This is a genomic window from candidate division KSB1 bacterium (assembly GCA_034506255.1).
GTDB lineage: Bacteria > Zhuqueibacterota > Zhuqueibacteria > Zhuqueibacterales > Zhuqueibacteraceae > Coneutiohabitans > Coneutiohabitans thermophilus.
In genome coordinates, this window is record JAPDPX010000003.1 from 389,447 (window position 1) to 414,529 (window position 25,083).

Here is a 25,083-nt window from a genome sequence, read left to right on the forward strand (position 1 = left end):
TGCCGCCACGATTATGGGGGGCGTCCAGTTCCACACCGGGAAAGTCAGCGATGAAACTTGCCTTTCGTGAGTATGGCCGTGGCGAAAAGACGCTGGTCATTCTTCACGGCCTGCTCGGTTCCGCGCAGAATTGGCAGCGCGTGGCCAAAGAGCTCGGTGAAAAGCACCGGATCCTGGTGGTTGATCAGCGCAATCACGGTGAGTCGCCGCATCACCCCGATCACAGCTTTGCCGCACTGCGGGATGACCTCGGGGAGTTTTTTGATCAGCAGGGATTGCAGCAGGCTTATCTTTTGGGGCATTCGATGGGCGGGGTGGCAGCGATGGAATTTGCTTTTCACCACCCCGGGCGCCTGCAGGGATTGATTGTTGAAGATATTGCGCCGCGGCCCTATCACAGCCAGGCGGCCGCCATTTTGGAGGCATTGTCAAGCATAAAGCTGGAAGGCCTGACTGCGCGCCAGCAAGTCGATGCCCTGCTGACGCCACACCTCCCCAATCCGGTCATCCGCCAATTCGTGTTGACCAATCTCGTGCGCAGCGCGGACAACACGTTCGTGTGGCGGGTCAATCTTGCGACACTGCGCGCCTTTCAGCGGGAAATGGCTTCCTATACTGCTGCCCCCACTGCGCGCTTCACCGGCGAAACCCTTTTTCTGGGCGGTGGCGACTCCCAGTATCATCTCGATCACGATGAATCCCTCCTGCTCTCCCATTTCCCCAACAGTCACTTGCTCATGATTCCCGGTGCCGGCCATTGGATTCATTTCGATGCCCGGCCGGCATTCGTCAGCGCAGTTGCGCGCTTCCTGGATCACGGTCTGGCGGCTTTTCGTCGTGTTGCGCCATGAGGGCGAATGTTGCGCGGCGTGAACAGGGGCAAGCGCTTCCGCCGGTCAGACTTTCCGCGGTTCGCGCCTGAGACAAATCAAAACCACACCGGCGAGGATCATCGCCAGACTGATTATTTGTGCGAGCGTCATCCAGCCGAAGGCGATTTTGGGGGTGCGCCGCCAAAATTCCGTGAGGAAACGTTCGCCGCCCGCGGCAATCAGGTAGAGACCCGACAAGGTGCCCGGCATGAAGCCCTTGCGCCGGACTTTCCAGATGATGGCGAAGGCCGTCAACAGCAGGACAATGTCATAAAGCGGCGTGGGATGCACGCGTTCAGTGGTGGGCACCACGCCCTGCGGAAATGCCATGGCCCAGGGCACGTCCGCAGGCGGGCCGTAATCGCCGTCGCCGGACAGAAAGCACCCCATGCGACCGAAGCTCTGGCCGACGAGCAGTTGCACGGCCACCACATCCACCGTTGTCCAAAACGGCATGTTGTAATGGCGGATGGTCCACATCACTGCGGCGGCACCGCCGAACAAACCGCCATACCACACCAGCCCCGCGCCGTTGAAAACGGTCGCAAAGGACTCAGCCACATTGCGCCAATAGTGAACCACGACCGGCAGTCGTGCGCCGAGATAGGCCAGAAGCAGCGAGAAGATCGCTGTTTGTCTGTTGCACAACGGCGCCGTGCTTTTTTTTGTCTTGCTTGCCGCCAGCCGCCAGAGCCACGGCAGCGTCACGCCGAGCAGGCCACCATGCCAGTTCAAGCCACCGCGCCAAAAGACATCGCCAAGGGGAGTGGCGAATTCATGCCAGTGCTCGATCATGTAGTAGAGGCGCGCGCCCACAAAGCCACCGATCAGCGCCACGGTGGAAATCGTGACAGCGAGGTCGGGATCAAGACCGAGACGGCGGAATTCGCTGCGCATGAGCAGCGTGCCCGTGAGAAAGCCGAGCATCGCCATCACGCCGAAGCTGTGAATGGCAACCGGGCCGAGGCTGAAGAGATCCGGATACATAGGCTAGTGGAGGAGGGAAGCGCCGGGCTTTTGCCACAGGGAGGCGGGTGAAGACGCGCCGGTTTTGCGATGGCCGTAGCGCGTGGCAAGCAACTCGATCACATGCGGCACTTCATGCACCTGCAGGAGTTGATGGATTTCCCGGCGCACCTGAAACGCGCCATTTTTCATGTCACAATCGCAGACTTCCAGCCCGTCGTTGCAGGACCCGCAGGGGCAGAGAAATTGAGAGGCGACTTCGTAGACCAGCGGATATTGCGCGGCCAGTACCTCGCCGCGCAGACTGGGATCAAAATTCCCGTGCACCTGCTTCGATGATGTCGGCCGGGTGGCAAAGTACATCAACAGCGCGCCGACGGCGATGCCCGCGGACAACAAAACCGCGCCGAAAAACCGGGAGCGTGAATTGGCCGGCGCGACCGCGGCAGATTTTGAGCGGGGGAAGAGAGGGGCGCCACAGGCATCGCAATACCTGGCACGCCGGATCACACGATGGCCGCAAGACGAGCATTTCATGGCAGGCTTCAGACCTCTGGCATTTATCGTTGCAGTATGGCACTCCCAATGCAGCCTTTGGCAGCAAGCAATTGATACCACGCGCAGTCGCTAGGGTGCCAAGTCATCAGAAAGCCAAAAAGGTTCCTTCTTTCTCTTCCTCTCATGGCCCGTTGCCCTCGCGTCTTTAGTTTCAAAGATTTTCGCGGTCGTGGTCATTTTTCGGGGTGCTGCTGTACAAATTACCCGCTCAGCATAGCAAATTCAGAGAACAAATGCAAGCCACGCTCCGGCGGCCGGCATGCCCCCGAGGGCTTGGTGAATGCCCGGCGCCAGACGATGCCGCAAATGGCTTGTCTGATCCGAAAAAATGATGGGCGCGAAAATGCCGCAACGATGACTGCGAAATTCGCCTGTTCGCCGAAGGTGTCACATTCACCCCCCACGATAATGGATTCCCACGAAAACGGCTTTTTTCGTGGGAGTTCTGCTTTCGTGGCATTTTCCATGGGAGTTGTGCTTTCGCGGGAGGCTTTTGGGGGTTGATCTCGACATCGAGAATTGAATCTCTGTCTTGTTATGACCTGAATTTTGCATGCCGGCTTGCCGTTGCTCGGAAGAAATGGCGTATTCACAAAGCGCCGACAGTTATTCCATTCGAAGTCAGGCAAGACTTTTTTCGAATGTCGAGCGGCCCTGATTTGGAAATTCGCCCGTTTGCCGAAGGCAGCACGGCTTCTCTCCGATGAAAATGGCCTCTCACGAAATGGCTTTTTCCGTGGGATTTCTGCTTTCGTGGGCGGGTTGTTTGTGTTTGATCCTGATACGCATGGCTGCATCACTCTTGTGCTGGCTGAATGTTGTATGCCGTTTTGCTGTTGTCCGGAAGAAATGGCTTGTGTGAAGTGCAGCCCCACTGGCTGTAACAGCGCGTTTGCCTGCAAAATTTTTCATGCACCACCCATCGGGTGGTTGGGCGTGGCGGTCAAATGGGCGCTTCTCGCGGAGGGATCAATCTGGATACGATCCGGGAAAAATCGACGGCATGGCAGTTTCGCAGAAATTTGATCACTCGAAAACCTCCCGGGTGCCGGGAGCCTTTTGAAAGCTGAGCGAAGAAGGAACCCAACAAGCAAAGTTGATTCGAATCAAAGGCACCCGGGCGGTGGATTTCTGCAAGCGGCCAAACAGTCATGAAATTTTCTGACCGCAGACGGCTTGTTCGCATGGACAATCCAGTCAGGCCGCGGTGCGCAGGCGCATGCAGGTGGCGGTGGCACATTGGTTCAGTCCGAATTCGGAAGAGCGGCGCACCGCCGCCGGCACATCATCTCGTGGGATGACCTCGAAACCCGCACGCGCAGCCAGGCCGGCAATGGTTGTGGTCAGCAGATAGAAATCCCTGACGCCCGCCTCTTGCGCCTGGGTGAGCAGCTTCTGCCAGAGCATTTTCCCGATCCCTTTGCCGCGCCAGGCCGGTGCCACGGCAAAAGAGCGCAACAAACCGTCGCTGCCGTAACGCTCCAGCGCAAACACGCCGATGAGATGACCATAATGCTCGGCCACGATGGCATGCGTCAGTGCTTCCCGCAAGCCGCCGTCCGGCAAGCCGGTCACTGCCAGCAGCCCGGCAATCGCGTCATAATCTGCGGTCGTGGCAGTCCGCAAATCGACTGCCGGCTGCTCATGCGGCAGTGGCTTGCGACCAACGACTTTCACGCTGGCAATTTTGACCTGCTGCAACAGTTCGGGCCGGGCGGCGATGAGCGCGCCATATCGTGCGTTGAGCTGATCATCGCCGAGCACCAGGCCGCGAATCATGGCTTCATCATAGTCCAGGCGTGTGTCGACACGCACCTCCGTCAACCCCGCCTGGGTGAGCAAGCGCAGATAATCCGCCGTGGGAACAGCCCCGCCCACGCAGCCGCAATAGGATTCCTTGTCGTTTCTGATGAAGTCGGGCAGGGCTTCCGCCACGATATCGCTGATGGCGATGCGGCCGCCGGGTTTGAGCACCCGTTGAATTTCGGAGAAGACTCTGGGCTTGTCCGGGGAGAGATTGATGACGCAATTGGAGATGACCCAGTCGACGCTGTTGTCAGCCACTGGCATGTTCTCGGCTTCCCCCCGGCGAAATTCCACGTTGGTGTACCCGCCCTGTGCGGCGTTGCGGCGCGCAGCCTCCAGCATGGCTGGCGTCATGTCGAGACCGATGACTTTGCCGGCGGGCCCCACTTTTTGCGCGGCAATGAAGCAATCAATGCCGGCGCCCGAGCCGATGTCGAGCACGATTTCGCCGGACTGCACTTTAGCAAAGGCGAGTGGATCGCCACAACCGAAACTCTTTTCAGCGGCATCGGCCGGCACGGTGGCGAACACGTCTTGGCGGTAACCGGCCAGACGGGGAATCGTGAGAGCGCCTGCGGCACTGTTGCTGCAGCAGCCGCTGTGCCGGCCACTGACGGCCCTGGCATAGTAATCCTTCACCAGTGCTTTGACGTCGGTTTCTGCCGGCTCGCGCTGGGCCGGCGCGCTGCCGCAGCATCCGCCGCCTGTCGGCGCCAGCGTCAGCTTGCGGGTGGTCGTTGTTTCAGGCATGGGTTCTTCCTTCCAGGTTGAGTCGTTTCAGGTTTTGTGGTTTTGTGACCTTCTCCGGGCAGCAACAGGTGGCCAGCCAGTCGTGCACGGCGAGAGAGAGGAGTTCCAAACTTTCCAGGACTTGTTCGCGTTTATCCACGGGCAGGCGCGCCAGAATCTGGCGCTGGCTGTTGTGCAATTCTGCACGAATGCGACGCTGGAGCCCGGAGCCGGCAGCGGTCAAACGGACGATGATCTCGCGGCGGTCACGCCTGCTGCTCTGTCGCTCGACCAGCCCGCGCTGCACCAACGGATCGATCACGCGCGTGCAGGTGCTTTTGTCGAGGAAAAGATATTTCGCGAGTTGCACCATGGTCATTTCACCGTTTTCGCCGAGAGCATCCACGGCGTAGCACTGGGACACAGTCACGCCACAGCAGGCGATTTCGTTGCGGTCACGCATTTGATACTTGCGCAGCAACTCTTTGGTCAGTCGTTGCAGGCGCTCGACTTGTTGAGTGATGACGGCATCAGGGTTCATAATACGCTGATCAAAATTGTCATTTACAATAGTTGTAATTTACAACAAATATAAAAATCGCTGCTTCACGGGCAAGGCTTTTTTTCAGGGGAAAATTGTTTAGAGTGTTTTTTTAAGTTTCTTTATATTTGCCATAAAGTTTTTGGCGACCTATACAGTTGTTATTTTTTTGTTTTACTTGGAACACTTTTGTTCACACGAAAATGGAATAAATGGCCTGTTAGCGCGTTTACCGGGCGATGAGCATCTCTCTGCCGGGAGGTCAGTATCAGAAAATTGTCCGCCTGCAGGAGCAGTCATCTGCGCGGCGGCCCGCAAAAAAGCCGGCGTTGTCAAGCTCGCTTTTCGGCACGAGCAAGCGCACGTCTTACTGCAACCAGGGAGAAAGCGAAGATGAACGACCCGCGCGAGAACAAATGGTTTGGATGGATCGAGGTCGGCCAGAAGACACTGCAGTTGATTTTGGGGATCATCCAGTTGCTGCCCTTCATCAGCGCGGTGATCGCCATTTTGGTGGCGTATGTCAGCGGCGTCAACCAATGGGCAATCATTGCGCTGGGCGTGGCGATCCTGGCTTTTGGTGTGGCGTTTCTCATGCGCACCCGCCTGCAGGACCGCATGCAAACGTTCGTCAATCCCACGTTGTGGATCGACCGCGATGAAGTCAGCGTGGCGGTTTACCCGGACCGTCGCCTGGTGAAACGGCGTTACGAATTCAAGGCGCTCAAACGCACCGAACGTTATCGCTTCAAATTCCGCTGGTCGGGATCGGAAAACGTGAAGGTGACGCTGGAGGCGACGGATGATGCCCTGATCAAGATCACCGGCCCCAAAGTGCAGAAAAGCTGGCACCGCTACGAAGTCCGCTTCAAAGAAACACTCAAGGCCGGCGAAAAAAAGACCGTACAGCTCAGTTACGAGCTGCCCGATCGCAGTGGTGAATCCGAACCGTATCATTGTGTTTCTTATGGCCACGTGGCCGGCTGCAGCTCTTTGCTCTTTCGCCTGCGGTTTCCCGACAACCAGGCTTCGCGCGATGTTTATCTCATCCACTACGATGCCGACTGGGTGGTGCAAAAGGGGCTGCCCATCGGCATCGATCCCGACGACAATGAATACCGGGTGGAAATCAAGCCGGAGCCGGGTATGCGCTATTCCCTAGAGTGGCAGGAACGCTGAACAGGAGCGCCGGCGCGGATAAAATAGTGCACACGCTTCCGCAGATGCCCCGGCATTGCGATACAAGTAAGACGAAAGTAAGAGCGAAGCAGGAATTTCGGATCAAAACAAGGTCGAGAATATGTTTGAGGAATAAAGGCCGCTGCCGCCTGAGTGGTGTTTGTCCGGGAAATTTCCAGTGGTCGTTGCGCCGGGGGGCAAAGCCGGGATAATCAAGTTACCAAGCAGGTTGCTGCCGGAACGTTTTCACACTTGTTCCCGATTTCGGATGAACGCCAGAGATCTTGGGTTTTGTCCCCTGAAAGTGAAATCCCACGGAATGATGATAGATTATTTTCGTGGGCAGATCTATCATAGAACTGTTGATCGTTTGGGAGGCGGAGCTTCCCCGGCATCCTTGCCCCACTTGCCATCGGCGATCCGGTCTGCGCCTGTCGCGGGAGGATCGCCTTTTTGTTGCCGAATTTTAACAGCCAGGCAGGGTGTTTTTTGGTGTGAGGTTTGTTGGTCGCAAACACGGTTTCTGCGGGAGGGGCGGGCTTCACAGCGGTGGTGCACAGGAGTGCCCGTGGCCGGGAAGCATCCTATTCTTCATCCATGAAAGTCACCCTCAGAGACAATCTCTTTCACAACAGATTGCCAGCGACGCCAGGCGCTTCAGGTGCCGTGCATGGGCAGGCGGCCGCTGAAGCGCAGTGTGGCGCGGGGCGCAGCGTATAAAATATAGTAATGGGCAATGGATGTCGCGCGATGGAAAGACGACGAAATGTAGCGCGGGCGGTGCAGATTGTCAAGCTCGAATTCGTAGCGCGGGAATTTTTGCTTGACTTTCTGGCGGTTAATTTGCATTATCGACGCCGGCAAAGCCAATGCACTGCACCGCTGTCTCGCATCACTCCCAATTCCCACCGTGAGAAAGGGTCGGCCATGATGGTGGCCCACACACTCTGCTGGAGGAACACCCTATGAAGCGGCCCGTGGACATTGTATTGGCAATCCTCTGCGTCGCCAGCCTCATCCGCTCTTTTGCCGGGGATCCCAACGTCATGGAAGTCATCGGTTATCTCACCATTGCACTTCTCGCTGCCTCGCTCATCGTCGTCCTGCATCTCAGACCCAATTACACGCCCGAGCCTTTTGTGGCTTCCCCCAATTCGCTTGAATCACACCCCGCCAATGAAAGCAGTCTGGCTGTAAAAGAGCCCAGTTGAAGCCGGTCGTCTGCCGCCGGGAACTGCATGCGACTACCGGTGTTTCGAGCCTTTCCCGCTTGCAACACCAGTAAAATTCCAGAGCCCGTCGAACAACAGCTTGACTTTTTAGCCAAAGTTCTTTAGGTTGCGGCCGCTGTAGTGGCTGTGTTTTCGCCGGCCAAACGAATTGTCATGTCAACCGGTGCCTGTTTGGCTGGGCGGCGCACCGGCTCTCATCTCCATACTTGTCCTGGCAATCACCATTGATGCCTTTCACGCAATGCATTTCACGGCCACCTATGGCGGTACGTGCGCTGCTGCAGGATCAGCATCGCTGTTGGTCGCGTCTCTCGCTTGTCCACACCAAACATGTAGCGCCAATGGCTGAGCGCGTTGTATTGCTGCGGTGTCGCCCGCGAAGGCGGTGGCAACGATTTGCGACAGCAGGCCCGTGTTGTGCTTCACTGCAGGAGGTCTGATCTCACCCATGCTGCTCCGTCACCCCGGTAGGATCCTCAAGCTTCCTATCTCCCTTCTCCTCTGTCTGAGCATGGCATCCCTGGCAGCGGCCGATGAAGCCTGGTACAAGTCCTATGAAAATGGCAGGCAGGCAGTTGAGCGGGGGGATTGGAGCAGCGCTGCTTCCCACTTCGCGGCCGCGCTGGCACAAAAAAGCAGGGACACCAACAAGATTCGCGCCTACGGCACGGTATTCATTCAGTATTACCCCAATCGGGAATTGGGGATCTGTTACTATCACCTCGGCGACCTCCAGCGGGCACGCCAATATCTGGAGCTCTCTCTCAGCCAGTCGCCCTCGGCGCGTGCGCAGGAATACCTCGACAAAATCAGGCAGGGTCCAGCTCCACAGACGACGGTATCAACCCCGGCACCACCCGCCCCCACCAAACCCACGGCCAGGAGCGTGCCGCCCGCCGAACCGGCCGCTGCCATCGTGGGGGATCGCTTGAGCATTGCCATCCTCCCGTTTGAAACCAAGGGCATCGGCAGCGAGCTGGGCGAGATCGATCTGCTCGACAAAATCACCACCGTCTTTTTCAATTTGCACCGTTTCAAAGTCATCGAACGCGCGCAACTGGAGAAAATCCTGGCGGAGCAGCAGCTTGGGATGACCGGCGTGATCGATGTTTCCACTGCGGCACAAATCGGCAAGGGCATCGGCGTCGATGCCGTGGTGTGCGGCAGCATCGCGCGCACCGGCAATGCCGCCAGCATTGATGCCCGCCTGATTGACACCGAAACCGCAGCCATCATCACCGCGCAGGACGCCTTCGCCAACACCCTTAACCTGCAGGCCCTCACCCAGATGATTCAGGAAGCCGCCCAGAAGATGAGGCAGGATCTGCCGCTGGTGACCGGCTATGTCATCAAAGTCGAACCGGAACGGCTGACGCTCGACCTCGGCCGCAATCAGGGCGTGCGCAAAGGCATGAAATGCCACATCTATCGCGAAGGTGCACCCATCGTCCATCCCGTGACCAACGAGGTCATCGGCAAAACCATCGACGAACTCTGTGAAGCGCAGCTCACCGATGTTTTTGAAGCATATTCCGTCGCGATCATCACCAAACCGAAGGCCGGGAGCGTGAAAATCAGTGATCGGGTTGTGACCAAATAAAACAGCAACCCGGCGTGTCAGTCCGGACTGTTGCCGGCTGAACTGGTTGTGCACAAGGTATTACACAAGAGGAGACTCACATCCATGAAAATTTTGAAGCTGATTCTGTTCGTGCTGCTGGCGGCAGGAGCCGTAAGCATGGTTGGGGCACAAAATCGCCGCAGCCAGATTGAATTTTACGGCGGCGCTGCGTTTCCCATGAGCCCCGACGACTTCAAAGACTACGCCAAGGTCGGGTTGAGCGGCAATGCCCAATATGTGATTTTTCCCTCCCCGCGTTTGGGTGTCACCTTCAATGCCGGTTATGAATTCTTCTCCACGGACAATGCCAAGTTCACCGATGCGCTGAGCAAGGAGCTGACCGGTTTGACTCCACAAGAATGGCTTGATGCCGGCTTCAATATCAGCCCGCGGCCGAGCGCCGAAATCAGGTCAACGCTGTTGCGTCTTGGCGCCGGTGTGCGGCCCTATTTGACGGCGCCGGAAGCCGCCACCCAATTCTTTTTGCTGGGGCAGGGCAGCTTCAATGTCATCAACAATGACTACAAGGCCACCAATCTGCCGGTCTCCTATGATGATTTAACCGGCCAATTGACGGTGTTCTCCTTCGACGACAAGCAATTTGAAGAGCTGGCTCAGGAAGACAATGACGAGCAGGTGTTCGGTGTGGGTGTCGGGGCCGGTTTTGAGATGCCCGCAGGATCCTCGTTCAACCTCGTCGTGCAGGGTCTGTTCAACATCCTGTTCACCAAGGATGAAAGCACGTCTTTTGTCGGCGTGACGGCAGGTTTGGTTTTCTAAGATAAGCGGCTAGACCGTCAACCTCGTCCGTCATGATTTCGAATCCGTCGACACGATCCTCGTGACAGCCGATTGCGCGACAGCACAATCGGCTGTCGCATTTCAGGAAAAGATGACCATGGATCTGGGCTTGCAGCACAAAGTGGCAATTGTCACCGGCGCCAGCCGCGGCCTCGGCCGGGGCATTGCGCTGGCGCTCGCCCGCGAGGGATGCCACCTCAGCATTTGCGCCCGCCAGGCCGCGGCTTTGGAGCAAGCGGCGGCGGAAATGCGCGCCCACCAGGTCAGGGTTTTGCCCCTCGCCCTGGACTTGTCGCGCGCCGATCAGATCACCCCACTGGTTGAGCAAACCCTCGAACAGTTCGGCCGCCTGGACATTCTGATCAACAACGTTGGCGGCAACCGCCGCGGCGAATTCGAATCCACCACCGAGCAGGATTGGCAGGACATCATCGAATTGAATCTCATGGCCCAGGTGCGTCTCAGTCGGGCGGTGGTGCCGCACATGCGCCGGCAGGGCGGTGGCGTCATCATTTTTATTGCCTCGATTTTCGGCCGCGAATCCGGCGGCCGGGGCCTGTCGATCTACAACACCACCAAGTCCGCCGTGATCAGTCTGGCCAAGATCATGGCGGTGGAGTTGGCGCCCCACAAGATTCGCGTCAACAGCGTGGCACCCGGCTCGATTCGCTTTCCCGGTGGCAGTTGGGACAAGCGCTGTCAGCAGGACCCGCAGGGCATGGCGGAATTTGTCAAACGGGAATTGCCCCTGGGCCGATTTGGCACGGTGGAGGAAGTCGCCAATGTCGTGGCGTTTCTCGCCTCCGAGCGCGCCAGCCTGATCACCGGCGCCTGCCTGAATGTTGATGGCTGCCAATCCCGCTCACTGATCTAGTGTTTCGCTGCTTTGATTCGTACAAATCACTCCGGCCGGTCTTCAGACGGAATTGTCACACAAGCCGGCACCCCCAAGCGTGAAAATGTGGCGCAGACGTCTTGTCCGATGCTGCCAACTTTTTCGAAGTGATAAAATTCAAAAGCCAAAACACGCAAGGACGAGAGGCCGCTGGGTTTTCGCAAAGAATAACCACTCCGCCACGGTTTGATCGTGGCTTCAGCTTGCGATCCTGCGGAGGCTTTCTGCAGGAATGTCACGGCCAAGCCGTGGCAGATCAAAAAGGGGATGGAACGGTCGTCGCGAAGATTTTTGAACCACGCAACCCACCAAGAGCACGAGGGGAAACCTGGTGGCCGCTGTGATTTTTGTGCTGCTCAGGCTCGTTGTTTGGCCATTGCTGCAGAAAGACTCCTGGCGGGAGGGTAGTTTGCTTTGTTTGAAAAATTAGTGACATTGGACATGTTGTCTGTCGGCAAGGTGGAGGCTTGTGTTATGGCATTTTCGGGCTCATCTTGTGAGGCACACGGCACCGTGCTCAAATCCTCACAGGCCCCTTCCAGGATGACATGCGTGGTGGCTGTAGATTTCAAGGCAAGGGATCGCCAGGGCAATTGCAGACCATGTTCTCCCGCCAGCCTGTTTCCATTTGCAATGTGATTGAATCCTGCGCCTGCCATGACAAAAACAATTCATGTGCACGTCAAGGGCTCGACTTCCAACCTGGGCGCGGGCTTTGACACGCTCGGACTCGCGGTGGTGTTGCCTTTGCACGTGATTTGTCATGTCGCGGGCGACCACAGCGGAGTACTTTCGGCGCGTGGCGAGGGCGCGGCAGAAATCGCCGCGGCGCCGGACAATCTGATTGTGCGTGCCTTTGCCTTTGCCTGCCGCAAGCTGCAGCAGCCGGCACCGCCGCTGGCGCTCGAAATCGACAACCACATTCCGTTGCGTCGCGGGCTGGGCAGCAGCGGTGCGGCGATCATCGCAGGTTTGCTGGCGGCGGAGGCGTATTTCGGCAATCCGTTCGGATCCTCCGGCATTTTGAATCTGGCCTGTGAGCTGGAGGGCCATCCCGAGAATGCGGCGGCTTCGCTGCTCGGTGGGATGACGGTGACCGGCGTCGACCAGGGCGGGGTGAGGTGTGCGCGTTTCGCACCCCCACCGGGATGGGTTGCCGCCTGTTTTGTGCCTGTGCGCGAGGTTGCCACCGAGGCTGCGCGGCGTGTCCTGCCCACGGCCGTGCGGCGGCAGGAGGCCGTTGCCAACCTGCAGAGTGCCGCTCTGATGGTCGCCGCCTTTGCGCAGCACCGGCCGGATCTGCTCCGCCTGGCGGCGCGTGACACCCTGCACCAGCCCTATCGCAAGCCGCTCATTCCCGCCTTTGATGAAATCACCACGGCGGCGCAACAAGCCGGTGCGTTCTGCAGTTTTCTCAGCGGCTCGGGCTCCACGATTCTGGCACTCTGCGAAGACGGAGCCGCGGAGCGGGTGGTCACGGCCATGGCAGCCGCGGCACAGGCTCTGGAGGTGGCGGGCCGGCCGTTGTTGTTGCAGCTCGCGGCAGATGGTGCGGTGGTGGAGATTTCGTAACGTGGCTTGCAGAACGCAAATCGCGCCTGCGAAGGTGCGCAGCGTTTTCCCAAACCTTGCACTCCTTGCGGCGTTGTCTGCGTCCGGCTGTTGAACTTTGATGAATGAAGCGCATCGTGTAAAATTCCGGTGGAATGAAAGCTGCGCCCGAGTCATTAACCGATGAGGAACTGCCATGATCACTGCATTCAAGAATACCGCCCTGCTGGATTATTCTGATGCCGCCAACCATCAGGCCATGCTGCAGGCGCTGCGCGAAGTGGAGGCGCAAAGCGCGCGCGAGTACGCCCTGTTCATTGACGGCGAGCAGGTGAAAACCGGCAAACTCAAGCCCTCGCACAACCCCTGCGAGAAGACGAAGGTGATCGGCCTGTTTCATCAGGCGGGCGTCAAGGAGGTGGACCTGGCGATGGCCGCGGCGCTGCGCGCGTTCGAATCCTGGCAGCATGTTGATCCCAAAGAACGCGCCATCGTGCTGTTCAAGGCCGCGGAAATCATGCGCCGGCGACGGCACGAGTTGTCCGCCGTGATGGTCCTGGAAGCCGGCAAAAATTGGAACGAAGCCGATGCCGACACGGCGGAGGCGATCGATTTTCTGGAATTCTACGGCCGCGAGATGCTGCGCTATTCCGAACGCCAGCCGGTGACCGCAGTGGCGGGGGAATACAACGAACTGGTTTACCTGCCACTCGGGGTGGGCGTGGTGATACCGCCGTGGAATTTTCCGCTCGCCATTCTCACCGGCATGACCAGCGCGGCGATTGTCACCGGCAACACGGTTTTGCTGAAGCCCGCCAGTGACACGCCCGCCATCGGCTATCGTCTGGTTGAAATTTTTCGCGACGCCGGTCTGCCACCCGGTGTGTTGAACTACCTTCCGGGCAGCGGCGGAGAGATCGGCGATTATCTCGTGGCGCATCCGCAAACCCGCTTCATTGCCTTCACCGGCTCGAAAGAAGTGGGTTTGCACATCAACGAGCTGGCGGCCAAACCGCAGAAGGGGCAGATCTGGATCAAGCGTGTGGTGGCGGAAATGGGCGGCAAGGACGCCATCATCGTGGACGATGAGGCCGATTTGGCGGCGGCCGTGGAGGCGGTGACCGTGAGCGCCTTCGGTTTTCAAGGACAAAAGTGCAGCGCCTGTTCGCGGGCGATCATCTCCGGCAGGGTGTATGACGAATTCAGCGAGCGGCTGGTGGCACGCACCCGCCAGATCACGATCGGTCCGGTGCAGGACCCGCGCAACTGGATGGGCGCGGTCATCAACGCCGCCGCGCAGGAGAAAACGCTGCAGTACATCGCGATCGGCAGGCAGGAAGGCAAATTGTTGTGTGGCGGCGAGAAAGGCCCGGCGGGCGGCTATTTTGTGCAGCCGACCATCTTTGGCGAAGTGGCACCCAACGCGCGCCTCGCCTGCGAGGAAATCTTTGCGCCGGTGCTGGCGCTCATCAAAGTGCGGGATTTCGACCAGGCGATTGCCGTTGCGAACGCCAGTGAGTATGGCCTGACCGGTGCGGTGTTCACCCGCAACCGCGACAAGATTGCCCGCGCCAAGCGCGATTTCCACTGCGGCAACCTTTACCTCAACCGCAAGTGCACCGGTGCGCTGGTGGGCGGCCATCCCTTCGGTGGTTTCAACATGAGCGGCACCAATTCCAAAGCCGGCGGCCGCGACTATCTGCTGCTCTTTCTGCAGGCCAAGTCGATCTCGGAAAAATTGTGAGCGCGGCGTGTGTCCGGCTGTCATGTGGCGCACGGGTTTGAAGCCGAGACCGGCATGATGGCCCCGGCGGTGTGATGGTTTTCCGTCACCGGCAGCACGGGACCGCGATTGATCATCCCATGACAATTGAATTGCACAATTTCAATCACACCACCACCGCCGCTGCGCTCTGGCGGCAGCTTCCCGGTGCGGCGCAGGAGGGTTTGCGCCGGCTTGGTCGTGAACTCCGTGGCATCACACTCGATCTCTGGGGCACCATTCTCGACGATCATCCGGCGCCGACTGACACCGTCGTGTTCAGCGAGCAGCGCCAGCAGTTCCTTCTGCAGGAATTGCAGCGCCATGGCATTGCGAGAACTGCGGAGCAGGTGCGCGCCGCTTATCAGCATGCCTGGGAGTATTTCGACAGCCTGTGGTACCGGCAGATCGCTTTCGATGCCCGCGACGGTCTGACGGCCATGTTGCGTTATCTCGAAGCGGAGCTGCCGCCTGACAGCCGGGCGCGCACCGTGGAATTCTTCGAAAATTTCACCACCCAGCCACCGCTGCTGCCGGGCGTGCGGGAAGGCGTGACGCGGCTGGCGCAAAAGTATCCGCTGGCATTGATCTCTGACACCGCGTGGACACCCGGCCGGGTGTTACGCCGCATTCTGGCGGAGTATGATTTGCTGCGCTGCTTCAAGGTGCTGATCTTTTCCGGGGAAGTCGGCCACACCAAGCCGCATCCCGAGATGTTCCAGCGCGCTCTGGCCGGGCTGGGACTGGCGCCACAGCACTGCCTTCACGTTGGTGATTTGCAGCGCACCGACATCGCTGGTGCCAGGGCATTGGGCATGCACACTGCCTGGATTCATCGCCCCACTTATGCCGGGAAAGAGCAGGACGATCAGGCCCCCGATTTGACGATTTCCAGTGTGGCGCAGCTTGCGAATTTGTTGTTGGATCAGCCCTGGGAGCAGCAGACCGGCGGCTGACATACCTGCTCAGGGTTGGAACTTGAGTTGCAGAGTGCAAAGCTGCAGCTTGGGGCAATGCTCAAGCATTGCACTCCGCTTCAAAAAGCCCTGACCAGGTATGACTTCCATTTGCGTCAGCAGCGCCAGCCGTGGACAGCGAAGGAGCAGCGGGCAGTGTTTTGGAAACAAATGCCTGTCATGGCCGCTCCTCCGGCGCCTGCATTTTGCGGGTTGGACGAAGCTGTAAACAGCCCACTCCGCTGGAGCTGTTTTTGTCGTCGCTTCAAGATGAGAGGGTAAACATCCATCAGTCGTGCGGCATGCTCTGTTTACAGCACAATAGTGCTGCGAGTCTGGGTGTTGGAATCAAACCCCAATAATCCTCCCACGAAAACGGAAATTCCGCGAAAAAAACATTTCGTGGAGGGGTGTTTTCGCGGGGAAGTTTTTCCGCGGAGTTGCTCTTTGTTTTCATCGGATGCCTCATGGCACAGTTTGCCGGTGGGCATAGCGTCTTTGTCACCAAAAGCTTCGGCTTCGCACTCCAGCTCAAAAAATAACTCTGAACGGGTAGCCCAATGCTTTGCGTGTCTTGCCGGGGTGGCGGCCTTCGCAGATGATGAAAGCGAACAGTGGGCAGCACCCGCGGTTGCTTGAAGCTGTCAAAGCTGCGGGTTGCGCGGAAACTCTGTGGTCTGCGCGACAATGGCTTGACCACTGCAGCGGGCACTGCTCACCAGCGCATCTTGCAGCGGGTCGCGCCCTCCGGGACACAGCAGGGCTTCGGGCAATCAAAGCGTGGCACCAATTCATGGAGGAAATCATGCGCACGGTCATGGGTTTGTTTGCAGCCGCTTCGCTGCTCGCCGGCGGCCTCATGCATTGCACGCCCGCACCGCCGGGCTTGCCCGCCGGCCACTTGATCGATTTGACCCATCCATTCTCGGCGGAGACGATTTACTGGCCGACGGCAAAATCGTTCACGCTCGAGAAAGTCGCGGAGGGCATGACCGCGGCGGGTTATTACTACGCCGCCAATAATTTCTCCGCCGCCGAGCATGGCGGCACCCATCTCGATTCGCCCATCCATTTTGCCGAGGGCAAGCATACCACCGACGAAATCCCGCTGGAGCGACTGGTGGGGCCGGCGGTGGTGGTGGATGTGTCCACTGCGGCGGCAGCCGATCGTGATTATCAAATTCAAATTGCCGATTTCGAAGCGTGGGAAAAGCAGCATGGCCGCCTGCCGGCGCAAGCTATCGTGCTGCTGCGCACCGGCTATGGTAAATATTGGCCGGATCGCGAAAAATATCTCGGTACCGCCGAGACGGGACCGCAGGCAGTTGCCGGGTTGCATTTCCCCGGCTTGCATCCCCAGGCCGCAGCCTGGCTGGTGCAGCGTGGTGTCAAAGCCGTGGGCATCGATACGCCGAGCATCGATTACGGCCAATCGACGCTGTTCGAGAGCCATCAGACATTGTTTCGTGAAAACATTCCGGCCTTCGAGAATGTCGCGCAGCTCGAGCAACTTCCGGCAGTCGGCGCCACCGTGATTGCGCTGCCGATGAAAATCAAGGGTGGCAGCGGTGGACCGCTGCGCATCATTGCGATCGTGCCGTGAACTGGGGAGAGTGCCCGGCAGCCGGCGCGTGTCGGGAAAAGCGCCGGCCCAGCCAAAAGGCCACCGGACCACTGGCCAGCGCCATGACGCCCGGCAGGACATAATCCGTGCCGCTGCCAAACATGGCGAACAGACCAATTCCAATCGGCGAGATGACGGTGAAAACCAACCCAAGGCGGCCGCCGGGCACACGAAAGCGTCGTGGCAAATCGGGATGACTGTGGCGCAATTTGGCCAGCGCGAGAAACTCCAGGAACATGGCCGGCAGAATCAGCCAGATGGTCATCTCCACCAGGCTGCGGAAATCGAACCACGCCATCACGCTGTAGAGCATTGCGCTCACCACCAGTGCCGTCACCGGAGTGCCGTAGCGCGGTGAGAGGCGGCACAACGTTGCGGGCAAATGGCCGTCTGCCGCCATCGCGAAGGGAATGCGGGCATAGGAGAGCAACCACGCGCCAAACAATGCCAGATTCGCGGTTACCCCCGCCAGCGACACCCATCCGCCCAACCACGGCCCGCCCAGCTTCGCGGCAATGTCAGCAAAGTGGCCGGCGCGCCAATTTTGCCAGTCCCCATCGACCCCCAAACTCACCCAAAGCGGCAGGCCGTAGCTCAGGAGGATCAGCGGAAAAACCCAACGCAGCGCGCGGGGCAGGAGACGTGCCGCATCCTGGATTTCGCCGGAGGCTGTGGCGAGCGCCTCGAAGCCGCTGAGGAACCAAATACTCATCAGCAAACCCGCGCCCAGCGTTGCGGCCGTCTCCCGCGTGGCGGGCATCAGCAGGGTGAGGGGACACTGTGCCATCTGCGGTACGCCGAGTATGAGCATGATCGCAAAGGGTGCGAGCAGCACGACGGTGAGGAACGTCGCGCTCATGCCCATCACAGCGACACCGCGCACATTCAGCAGCGTGAAGACCCAAATCACGGCCAGCGCGAGACCCCAACGCGCCAGTGCGCTCATGCCGGGATGGAAGAAGGAGACATAATCCGCCACCAGCACGGCATAGATGGCGCAATCCAGAAATGAACTGAGCCACCACCACCAGCCCGCCTGAAATCCCCAAAAATCACCGAAGGCGGTTTTGACCCAGCGATAAAGGCCACCCTCCAGCGGCAGCGCGCCCGCCAGTTCGGCGGACATGAACAGCAGCGGCAATCCCCAAAAAATCGGAGTGAGCAACAACAAGGCGAACGCCAGCTCGGGACCGACACTGCGGACAAACTCTTCGAGGCCGAAGGGGCCAGCGCAGACAGTGACATAAACCAGACAAAGCAGACTGAAGTGCCGCAGCGGCTGCACGCGTAGGCCTGCATGTGCCGGCGGCGGGCTGGGGGTGTTTATGCTTGTTGTGGCAGGGCAGGTTGGGGCAGTGGACATCCCAAATCTCTCGGAAGTTTGTGCAAGCTGGTGGGCCGCGGGAATTCAGCACGATCACGACCCAGGCGCAAGTTTAAGGCTTCTCCGGGGCGGCAGGGTTGTGCCTGCTTCAGGTGATCAGAGAGATCAGTTCGGGCAGAGCTTGCACGGTATAATCCGGTTGCAGAGCCAGCAGGGTTTCGGCCGGTCGGTAGCCGTAGAGCACGGCGCAGGTGGCGATGCCGGCGGCGCGGCCGGCGATCAGATCATTTTCGCCGTCACCGATGATGAGCGCGCTGACGGGGGCCACCCCGAGGTTTGCCAGGATGTCAAGCAGGGACTGGGGATCGGGTTTGAGTTTGCGCGCCGGGTGGCCGCCCACGATCATGTCGAAATGACCGGCAAGCTGCAAGCGCTGCAGCATGGCGGTCACGAACTCCTGCGGTTTGTTGGAAAGCAGGGCTTTCTTTTTGCCGGCAAAATGACGCAGGGTTTCCCGCACGCCGGGATACAGGCGCGAATGATCGAGGAGATGTTCGGCATAGAATTCGCGGAAACGGCGCAGGCCGGCTTCAATTTCCGCGGCGCTGCCGCCGGGGAGAGCGCGCGTTAGCAGCATGCGTGCGCCGTCGCCCAAGCAGGCGGTCAGGTGTGCGAGCGGCAGAGGCGGGCGCCCGAGGGAGTGCAAGGCATGATTTACAGCGTTGGCCAAATCCTGGCGGGTATCGACCAGCGTGCCGTCGAGATCGAAAACGAGCAGAGTGGGTTGAAAGGAAGGGGCCGGCAATTTTTCCTCCGCAATGGAATGGGGGAAAGTACGCAGGCGGCAAGTGGGATGCAAGCGCGCGCTGGCGGAAAGCGGCGGGCTGGACGGGCGCCGGCTAATTTTGTGCTTGCGGTTTGGTGCAGAAATTCTATAATGTGTGCACCAAAAGTTGCCGAACTTTTGCCCTGTTGCCTGCGCCGGTCTGCACCGGACTGTCAGGCAATTCATACGGACGGAGGAGGAAAAACGCTATGGAAATCCAGCATCGTCACCTGGGTGAGGTGACCTTTTCGGAGAACGAGGTCGTCACCTTTCCCCAAGGATTGCTTGGCTTTCTACGGTTCAAGAAGTACATCTTTCTGGAACCGCCGGAGTACCTGCCGTTTCGATGGATGATCAGCATTGAGAATCCGGAAGTGAGTTTCATGCTGATGAATCCGCTCACCTGCTGCACCGATTACAGCCCCAACATTACCCGCCGCGATCTCAACGAATTGTCCGCCGAGAATCCGCAAAGCCTCGAGATGTACTCTATTGTAACGATGAATCTTGATCCCCGCTTGGCCACTGTCAACCTGAGTGGCCCGATTCTCGTCAACAAGGCGATGAAGATCGGCAAACAATTGGTGCTCCTTGACGATCGCTACTCGACCAAGCACCGCATTATTCAATCGTAGACGCGCAGACATGATGAAGGAGATGACATGCTGGTCTTGACAAGGAGGTTGGGTGAGACAATCGTCATCGGTGATGATATCGTAATCAAGATCGTGGACATTCATGGGAAACAAATCCGGGTGGGTATCGAAGCGCCCGCCGAGATCAGCGTCTATCGGGGGGAGATTTACGAACGGATTATGTTGGAGAACAAGGCTGCCGTCGAAGCCGCCCTGGGGGATGTCAAGACCATGACCGATGGTCTGAAAGAGTTGATGTCCAGCAAGCCCATCGTTGGTCACTCCGATGATGCCAAGTCATCCATCACCTGAGACGAGGCCTCAGCCGCCGCTCTTTTTCACAACAGGCACGTACTCATCGGCCGGGAACAGAATCGCCTTGCGCTTGCTCCCGGCCTTTTTTGTGTCTGGAGCGGACTGTGCCCGCGTTGTCCTGTTCCGCCGCGCTGTCATTCCGTTGCGCCCCGCCCGCCGGTTTTGCCCGCCAGCCCGGGTTGTGAAATCTGCGTAACTTTTTTCGCTGATTCGCGGCCTTGGTCGATATTGTAAGCTCGTCAATTTTCCGAAGTGGATTTCGGCTGCTGCCCGCCTCGCGTTCGTGCCGGATGAACGAACGGCTGGCGCGTGGCCGCCGGAGTCATACGGCCTGTTGCAGGGAAGCTAACCGGCCGTTGACTGGCCTTTCCCCGGGATGGGACGGGCGCCACGAACCAAATTCTATGGGTGAAGCAATGCGACGTTTTGTGATGAGAGCAGTGTGTCTGCTCTTTCCTGCCATGTGGTCCTTTCTGTCAACCCCGGGTTTCGCACAGGAAGAGGAGGAAACGAAGCCCACCAGCCCCACGCCTTATCGCGGTACACAATATTACCTGGGTGACGGCGACGAATTGCTGATGAAAGTCAATATTTGGGGATTCGTGCGCAAACCCGGGCAATATATGGTGCCGACCGACACGGATCTGATTGCGCTGATGTCCTTCGCCGGCGGGCCGATCGAAGAAGCCAGGATCAAAGCGATTCGCATCGTGCGTGCGCTCAACCCGGCGGCGGCGCGCACCACCAGTCTGGCGCCGGCAACAAACGGGCCAGTCAATCAGGCGAAACCGGCCGCGCCCGACGCGGAGGACAGCGCCCCCCGGGTGAAGGTGCTCACCGTCGATGTCAAGAAGTTTCTCGAGACCGGTGACACCGGCTTGATCCCAGCGCTGCAGCCCGGCGATACCATCGTCGTGTCCGGCAACTCCTACACCAGCATCCGCAAAATTTTGGATTTGGTCACGCGCGTCGCGATTCTCGGCCAGCTTTATTTTTGGCTGAATCGCTGAGCGGTCGGGCGGCCGGCGCGGTTCCACCTCCCCCGTGGTGGGCCGCCGCCGGCAGCCAGTCCGGCATGCGAACCGGTGTTCCGGTTCCTCACCATCGCACTCATTCAGGAATATTTTACCATGGAAGAACTGCGGGAGCGACAAATCTCGTTCAATGACTACGTGCGGATTCTCTATCGCGGGCGCTGGATCATTCTCACCGCCTTCAGTGTGGTGATGCTGATCACCGGCTATATCACCTTCACCACCAAACCGGTGTATGAGGCCTCCGCCAAGCTGATGATCGAAGAGAAGGGCGGCGTGGAGGACGAGATTTTCGACATCGGCGGCTTCATCAAGAAGGAGACGATGATCAACAACCAGGTCGAGATCCTGAAGAGCCGCAGCCTCGCCGAGACCACGATCAACCGGCTGCAAAAATCGCAATTTGCCGATCAGCTCGAATTGCTCAACCCGGAAGCCGAGTTGGACAGCCATTTTCTCGCCGACATCGGCCGCTGGTTTGCCGGCTTGTTCGGTACGCCGGCGGATTCTGCCGGGGAAGTGGCGCTGGATGACATTGTGGAAGAGTTGCGCAATCGCATCACCATCATCCCCATCCGCGACACGGACATGATCGAAATCAAGGTTGCTGCCGCCTCACCGGAGGAAGCCGCCTTTATCACCAACACGCTGGTGCAATCCTACAGTGAGCGCAACCGTCTCAGCAGCCAGGAGGAAGTGCGGCAGGTGAAGAACTTCCTGGAAGAGCAACTGCAGAACATCGAGCGGCAACTGGCGCGCTCCGAGGAGGAGCTCAAAACCTTCAAGGAGACGCAGAAGGTCGTGGCGCTGCCCAACGAAACCCAGGAACTCATCCGCAAACTTGCCGAATTCGAAGGCCTCTACAACGAAGCGCTCACCGAATACAACGCCAATCAGCAGCGGCTGCAGTATGTCGACCGGCAACTCGAGGCCAACAAGCAGAATTTCGACCTGGACAACGTCTCGGTGACACCCTATTTCGAGGGTTTGAAAAGACAGATCGGCGAGCTGCAGGGCAAACGCGCACTCTACCTGGCGAATCTCATCAACCAGGGCGTCTATCGTGAGGATGACCCGCAACTTCGCAAGTTCGATGATCAAATCGAGCTACTCAACCGACAATTGCGCGAGGAGATCCTGAAGTTCACCAAGCTCGACGTGCTCGATCCGGTTTCCTTCGGTTCGAACCTGATCGCGCGCAAGGTGGAAATCGAGGCGAATCTGCAGGCGCTGCAGCCCAAGCTCGAGGCCCTGCAGGGCATCATCCGGCAATACAGCCGCGAGCTGGAATCGCTGCCGGAAAAGAGTCTGCAACTGGCGCGGCTGGAGCGCGCCGCTACGGTAGACGAGAAGATCTACCTGATGATGCAGGAGAAATACGAGGAATCCCGCATTACCGAAGTTGGCCAGCTCGGCCAGGTGCGCATCATCGACACCGCGCGCGCGCCCAAGGAGCCGATTAAGCCGCGCAAGAAGCTTTATCTCGTGGTGGGGGCGTTGATCGGCCTGGGGCTGGGCCTGGCGCTCACGTTCATGTTCGAATACATCGACAACTCGGTGCGCTCGATCGAGGATGTCGAGCGCCTGGGGATCACCGTGCTGGGCTCGATCCCGATGATCAAACAGGAGGAGGCGGTGAAGCGGTTGAAAGTCATGCCGAACATGAACGGCTCGCAGGACAGCGAGGAGGTGCGCAAGATCGCCGCCCGCCTGATCACCCATTTCGCGCCCAAGTCGCCGATCTCGGAGGCCTACCGCACTTTTCGCACCAACCTGCAGTACACCCGGCTGGACCGCGACCTGAAGGCACTGCTGGTGACCAGTCCCGGACCGGGCGAGGGCAAATCGACCTCGGTTTCCAATCTCGCCATCACCATGGCGCAAATGGGCAGCCGCGTGCTGCTGATCGACTCGGATTTGCGCCGCCCGGTACTGCACACCATCTTCAAGGTCGACCGCCGCATCGGCCTGTCGAATATTCTGGTGGGCAAGGCCACGATCGCGGAGGCGGTGCAACCCACGGAGATCGACAATCTTTATGTGTTGCCCTGTGGCACACTGCCGCCCAACCCCTCCGAGTTGCTCGCGTCGAACGCCATGACACGCACGCTGGAAGAGATGAAGCAGATGTATGACATCGTGCTGTTCGACAGCCCGCCCATCATCGCGGTCACCGATGCCGCGGTGCTGGGACCGCGGCTGGACGGCGTGATCCTGGTGTTGAAATCCGGCCAAACCGACCGGGAAGCCGCGTTCCGTGCCTACACCCTGCTCAAGAATGTCAATGCCCGCCTGCTGGGCGCGCTGCTCAATGGCGTGCATATCGAGAGCATGTACGGCAGCTACTACTATTACTATCATTACTACTACTATGGCAGGGACGGCGAGAAAAAACGCAAAACCCGGCGCAGCAGCCACAGTCGCGCCTGAAACGGCCTCCGGCCGGCGGCAGCCAATCATCGTCAATTCAACGGACGTAGCAACGCTCAACGGCGTCTGCACCTCAGGCAGGAGGAGCCCGCTCCGGCGGGCTGACTACAGCCCGATCCATTACCATGCAATCTGAAGAGGAGTCAACCCAGCATGCCAACCAGCATCCCCCACGGCGGCACTCTCGTTGATCGAGTGCTGCGTGGCTCTGCGAAGGAGGAAGCGCTCGCGCGCGCACAAAAGATGAAGAAGATCCCACTGGGTGAAGTGGCGATCTCCGATCTGCAAATGATTGCGATGGGCGCAATGAGCCCGCTCACCGGCTTCATGAACCGGGAAGACTACGAGAGCGTGGTGCACACCATGCGCTTGAAAAACGGCTTCATCTGGTCGATCCCGGTCACGCTGCCGGTGCCGGAGGAGCTCGCCGCGGAGGTGCGCCTCGGCGAGGAAGTCGCCTTGATCGAAATGAGTGGCAGAATCCTGGGCACGCTCAAGATCACGGACAAGTTCACGCCCGACAAGATGGTGGAGGCCCGCGAAGTCTATCGCACCACGGATCCCGCCCATCCCGGGGTGGCGCGCCTGCTGGCGCAGGGCAACACCTGTCTGGCCGGCGAGATTTGGCAGGTGGACAATCCCGCCGAGCTGCCCTTTGCCGGCTACCACTTCACGCCGGCGCAACTGCGCCAGCAATTCGAGCAGCGCGGCTGGAAAACCGTGGTCGGTTTTCAAACCCGCAATCCCGTGCACCGGGCACATGAATACATTCAGAAGTGTGCGCTCGAAATCGTCGATGGCCTGCTGTTGCATCCCCTGGTGGGCGCCACCAAACAGGATGACATCCCCGCCGACATTCGCATGCGCAGCTATGAAGTGCTGATTCGCGAATACTACCCACAGAACCGCGTCGTGCTCAGCGTGTTTCCCGCGGCGATGCGCTATGCCGGGCCGCGCGAGGCCATCTTTCACGCCCTGTGCCGCAAGAATTTTGGCTGCACTCACATGATCATCGGCCGTGATCATGCCGGCGTCGGCAACTACTACGGCACCTACGATGCCCAGCTCATTTTCGAACAGTTCCGGCCCGAAGAACTGGGTATTACACCCCTGAAGTTCGAGCATTCATTCTTCTGCCGTACCTGCCAGGCGGTGGTAACGAGCAAGACCTGCCCGCACCCGCCGGCACATCATGTCACGCTCTCCGGAACGCAAGTGCGCAACATGCTGGCCAAGGGCGAGCTGCCGCCGCCGGAATTCAGTCGCACGGAGGTTGTGAAAGTGTTGATCGAAGGCCTGCGCCAGCGGGCGGCCGCTTGAGTGTTCGCCGGCACAGGCGCGCCGGCCCGGCCTGCGAACGGCAGTATCAGCGCGAATGCCCGCGAAGGGTGTTCGGGAGCAGGCCGCATCAGAAAGGAAAGCTTGC

Annotated in this window: 23 protein-coding genes; 15 read left to right on the forward strand and 8 right to left on the reverse strand. The window is 59.1% G+C overall.

Annotated elements, in window-relative coordinates; all coding sequences use genetic code 11:
- Positions 1–50 precede the first annotated feature (50 nt).
- Positions 51–851, forward strand: a complete 801-nt coding sequence (locus ONB52_07760) for an alpha/beta fold hydrolase (GenBank protein ID MDZ7416044.1) — start codon at positions 51–53, stop codon at positions 849–851.
- 45 nt (positions 852–896) lie between these two features.
- On the opposite strand, the gene ONB52_07765 is transcribed toward ONB52_07760, so the two are convergent.
- The 5 genes from ONB52_07765 to ONB52_07785 all read right to left on the reverse strand — a co-directional run bounded on the left by ONB52_07765 (position 897) and on the right by ONB52_07785 (position 5,472).
- The gene (locus ONB52_07765; GenBank protein ID MDZ7416045.1) at positions 897–1,859 is read right to left on the reverse strand and encodes a prolipoprotein diacylglyceryl transferase; all 963 of its coding nucleotides are present in this window, start codon (positions 1,857–1,859) and stop codon (positions 897–899) included.
- 3 nt (positions 1,860–1,862) lie between these two features.
- Positions 1,863–2,375, reverse strand: coding sequence for a zinc ribbon domain-containing protein (locus tag ONB52_07770; GenBank protein ID MDZ7416046.1), 513 nt, complete (start codon positions 2,373–2,375; stop codon positions 1,863–1,865).
- A gap of 221 nt (positions 2,376–2,596) precedes the next feature.
- On the reverse strand, positions 2,597–2,863 hold the full coding sequence (locus ONB52_07775; protein ID MDZ7416047.1) for a hypothetical protein: 267 nt from the start codon (positions 2,861–2,863) through the stop codon (positions 2,597–2,599).
- A gap of 730 nt (positions 2,864–3,593) precedes the next feature.
- Positions 3,594–4,952, reverse strand: coding sequence for an arsenite methyltransferase (gene arsM / locus ONB52_07780; protein MDZ7416048.1), 1,359 nt, complete (start codon positions 4,950–4,952; stop codon positions 3,594–3,596).
- Positions 4,945–5,472, reverse strand: a complete 528-nt coding sequence (locus ONB52_07785) for a MarR family transcriptional regulator (protein ID MDZ7416049.1) — start codon at positions 5,470–5,472, stop codon at positions 4,945–4,947. The genes arsM and ONB52_07785 overlap by 8 nt, the downstream gene beginning before the upstream one ends.
- Positions 5,473–5,865: 393 nt before the next feature.
- Here ONB52_07785 and ONB52_07790 point away from each other — a divergent pair, with 393 nt between their 5' ends.
- Positions 5,866–6,651: a hypothetical protein gene (locus ONB52_07790; GenBank protein ID MDZ7416050.1), complete on the forward strand. Its 786-nt coding sequence runs from the start codon at positions 5,866–5,868 to the stop codon at positions 6,649–6,651.
- A 657-nt stretch (positions 6,652–7,308) separates the two neighbouring features.
- On the opposite strand, the gene ONB52_07795 is transcribed toward ONB52_07790, so the two are convergent.
- Positions 7,309–7,500: a hypothetical protein gene (locus tag ONB52_07795; protein MDZ7416051.1), complete on the reverse strand. Its 192-nt coding sequence runs from the start codon at positions 7,498–7,500 to the stop codon at positions 7,309–7,311.
- Between the two features lie 116 nt (positions 7,501–7,616).
- On the opposite strand from ONB52_07795, the gene ONB52_07800 reads away from it, so the two are divergent.
- The 8 genes from ONB52_07800 to ONB52_07835 all read left to right on the forward strand — a co-directional run bounded on the left by ONB52_07800 (position 7,617) and on the right by ONB52_07835 (position 17,072).
- Positions 7,617–7,862 carry a hypothetical protein gene (locus ONB52_07800; GenBank protein MDZ7416052.1) on the forward strand — a complete coding sequence of 82 codons (246 nt, stop codon included), beginning with the start codon at positions 7,617–7,619 and terminating at the stop codon, positions 7,860–7,862.
- Between the two features lie 532 nt (positions 7,863–8,394).
- Complete coding sequence (locus tag ONB52_07805; GenBank protein ID MDZ7416053.1) at positions 8,395–9,483, forward strand: hypothetical protein; 1,089 nt, start codon at positions 8,395–8,397, stop codon at positions 9,481–9,483.
- Between the two features lie 84 nt (positions 9,484–9,567).
- Complete coding sequence (locus ONB52_07810) at positions 9,568–10,284, forward strand: hypothetical protein (protein ID MDZ7416054.1); 717 nt, start codon at positions 9,568–9,570, stop codon at positions 10,282–10,284.
- A gap of 118 nt (positions 10,285–10,402) precedes the next feature.
- Complete coding sequence (locus tag ONB52_07815) at positions 10,403–11,179, forward strand: SDR family oxidoreductase (GenBank protein ID MDZ7416055.1); 777 nt, start codon at positions 10,403–10,405, stop codon at positions 11,177–11,179.
- Positions 11,180–11,857: 678 nt separating this feature from the next.
- Positions 11,858–12,772 (forward strand): homoserine kinase, encoded by a 915-nt coding sequence (gene thrB, locus ONB52_07820; GenBank protein MDZ7416056.1) that lies wholly within the window; start codon positions 11,858–11,860, stop codon positions 12,770–12,772.
- Between the two features lie 175 nt (positions 12,773–12,947).
- Complete coding sequence (gene pruA / locus ONB52_07825) at positions 12,948–14,495, forward strand: L-glutamate gamma-semialdehyde dehydrogenase (GenBank protein ID MDZ7416057.1); 1,548 nt, start codon at positions 12,948–12,950, stop codon at positions 14,493–14,495.
- Positions 14,496–14,614: 119 nt separating this feature from the next.
- Complete coding sequence (locus ONB52_07830) at positions 14,615–15,469, forward strand: HAD family hydrolase (protein ID MDZ7416058.1); 855 nt, start codon at positions 14,615–14,617, stop codon at positions 15,467–15,469.
- An 859-nt stretch (positions 15,470–16,328) separates the two neighbouring features.
- Complete coding sequence (locus ONB52_07835) at positions 16,329–17,072, forward strand: cyclase family protein (GenBank protein MDZ7416059.1); 744 nt, start codon at positions 16,329–16,331, stop codon at positions 17,070–17,072.
- Here ONB52_07835 and ONB52_07840 read toward each other — a convergent pair.
- Together ONB52_07840 and ONB52_07845 are read right to left on the reverse strand one after the other, a co-directional pair.
- Positions 17,053–18,378 (reverse strand): APC family permease, encoded by a 1,326-nt coding sequence (locus ONB52_07840; GenBank protein ID MDZ7416060.1) that lies wholly within the window; start codon positions 18,376–18,378, stop codon positions 17,053–17,055. The genes ONB52_07835 and ONB52_07840 overlap by 20 nt on opposite strands.
- Before the next feature lie 187 nt (positions 18,379–18,565).
- Positions 18,566–19,222 carry an HAD-IA family hydrolase gene (locus ONB52_07845; protein MDZ7416061.1) on the reverse strand — a complete coding sequence of 219 codons (657 nt, stop codon included), beginning with the start codon at positions 19,220–19,222 and terminating at the stop codon, positions 18,566–18,568.
- A gap of 230 nt (positions 19,223–19,452) precedes the next feature.
- On the opposite strand from ONB52_07845, the gene ONB52_07850 reads away from it, so the two are divergent.
- The 5 genes from ONB52_07850 to sat all read left to right on the forward strand — a co-directional run bounded on the left by ONB52_07850 (position 19,453) and on the right by sat (position 24,977).
- Positions 19,453–19,878 (forward strand): flagellar assembly protein FliW, encoded by a 426-nt coding sequence (locus ONB52_07850; GenBank protein MDZ7416062.1) that lies wholly within the window; start codon positions 19,453–19,455, stop codon positions 19,876–19,878.
- Between the two features lie 27 nt (positions 19,879–19,905).
- Positions 19,906–20,190, forward strand: coding sequence for a carbon storage regulator CsrA (csrA, locus tag ONB52_07855; protein MDZ7416063.1), 285 nt, complete (start codon positions 19,906–19,908; stop codon positions 20,188–20,190).
- A 419-nt stretch (positions 20,191–20,609) separates the two neighbouring features.
- Complete coding sequence (locus ONB52_07860) at positions 20,610–21,203, forward strand: hypothetical protein (GenBank protein ID MDZ7416064.1); 594 nt, start codon at positions 20,610–20,612, stop codon at positions 21,201–21,203.
- A gap of 75 nt (positions 21,204–21,278) precedes the next feature.
- On the forward strand, positions 21,279–23,657 hold the full coding sequence (locus tag ONB52_07865; protein ID MDZ7416065.1) for a polysaccharide biosynthesis tyrosine autokinase: 2,379 nt from the start codon (positions 21,279–21,281) through the stop codon (positions 23,655–23,657).
- 153 nt (positions 23,658–23,810) lie between these two features.
- A complete protein-coding gene (gene sat / locus ONB52_07870; protein ID MDZ7416066.1) occupies positions 23,811–24,977 on the forward strand; it encodes a sulfate adenylyltransferase in 1,167 nt (388 codons plus the stop codon).
- Positions 24,978–25,083 lie beyond the last annotated feature (106 nt).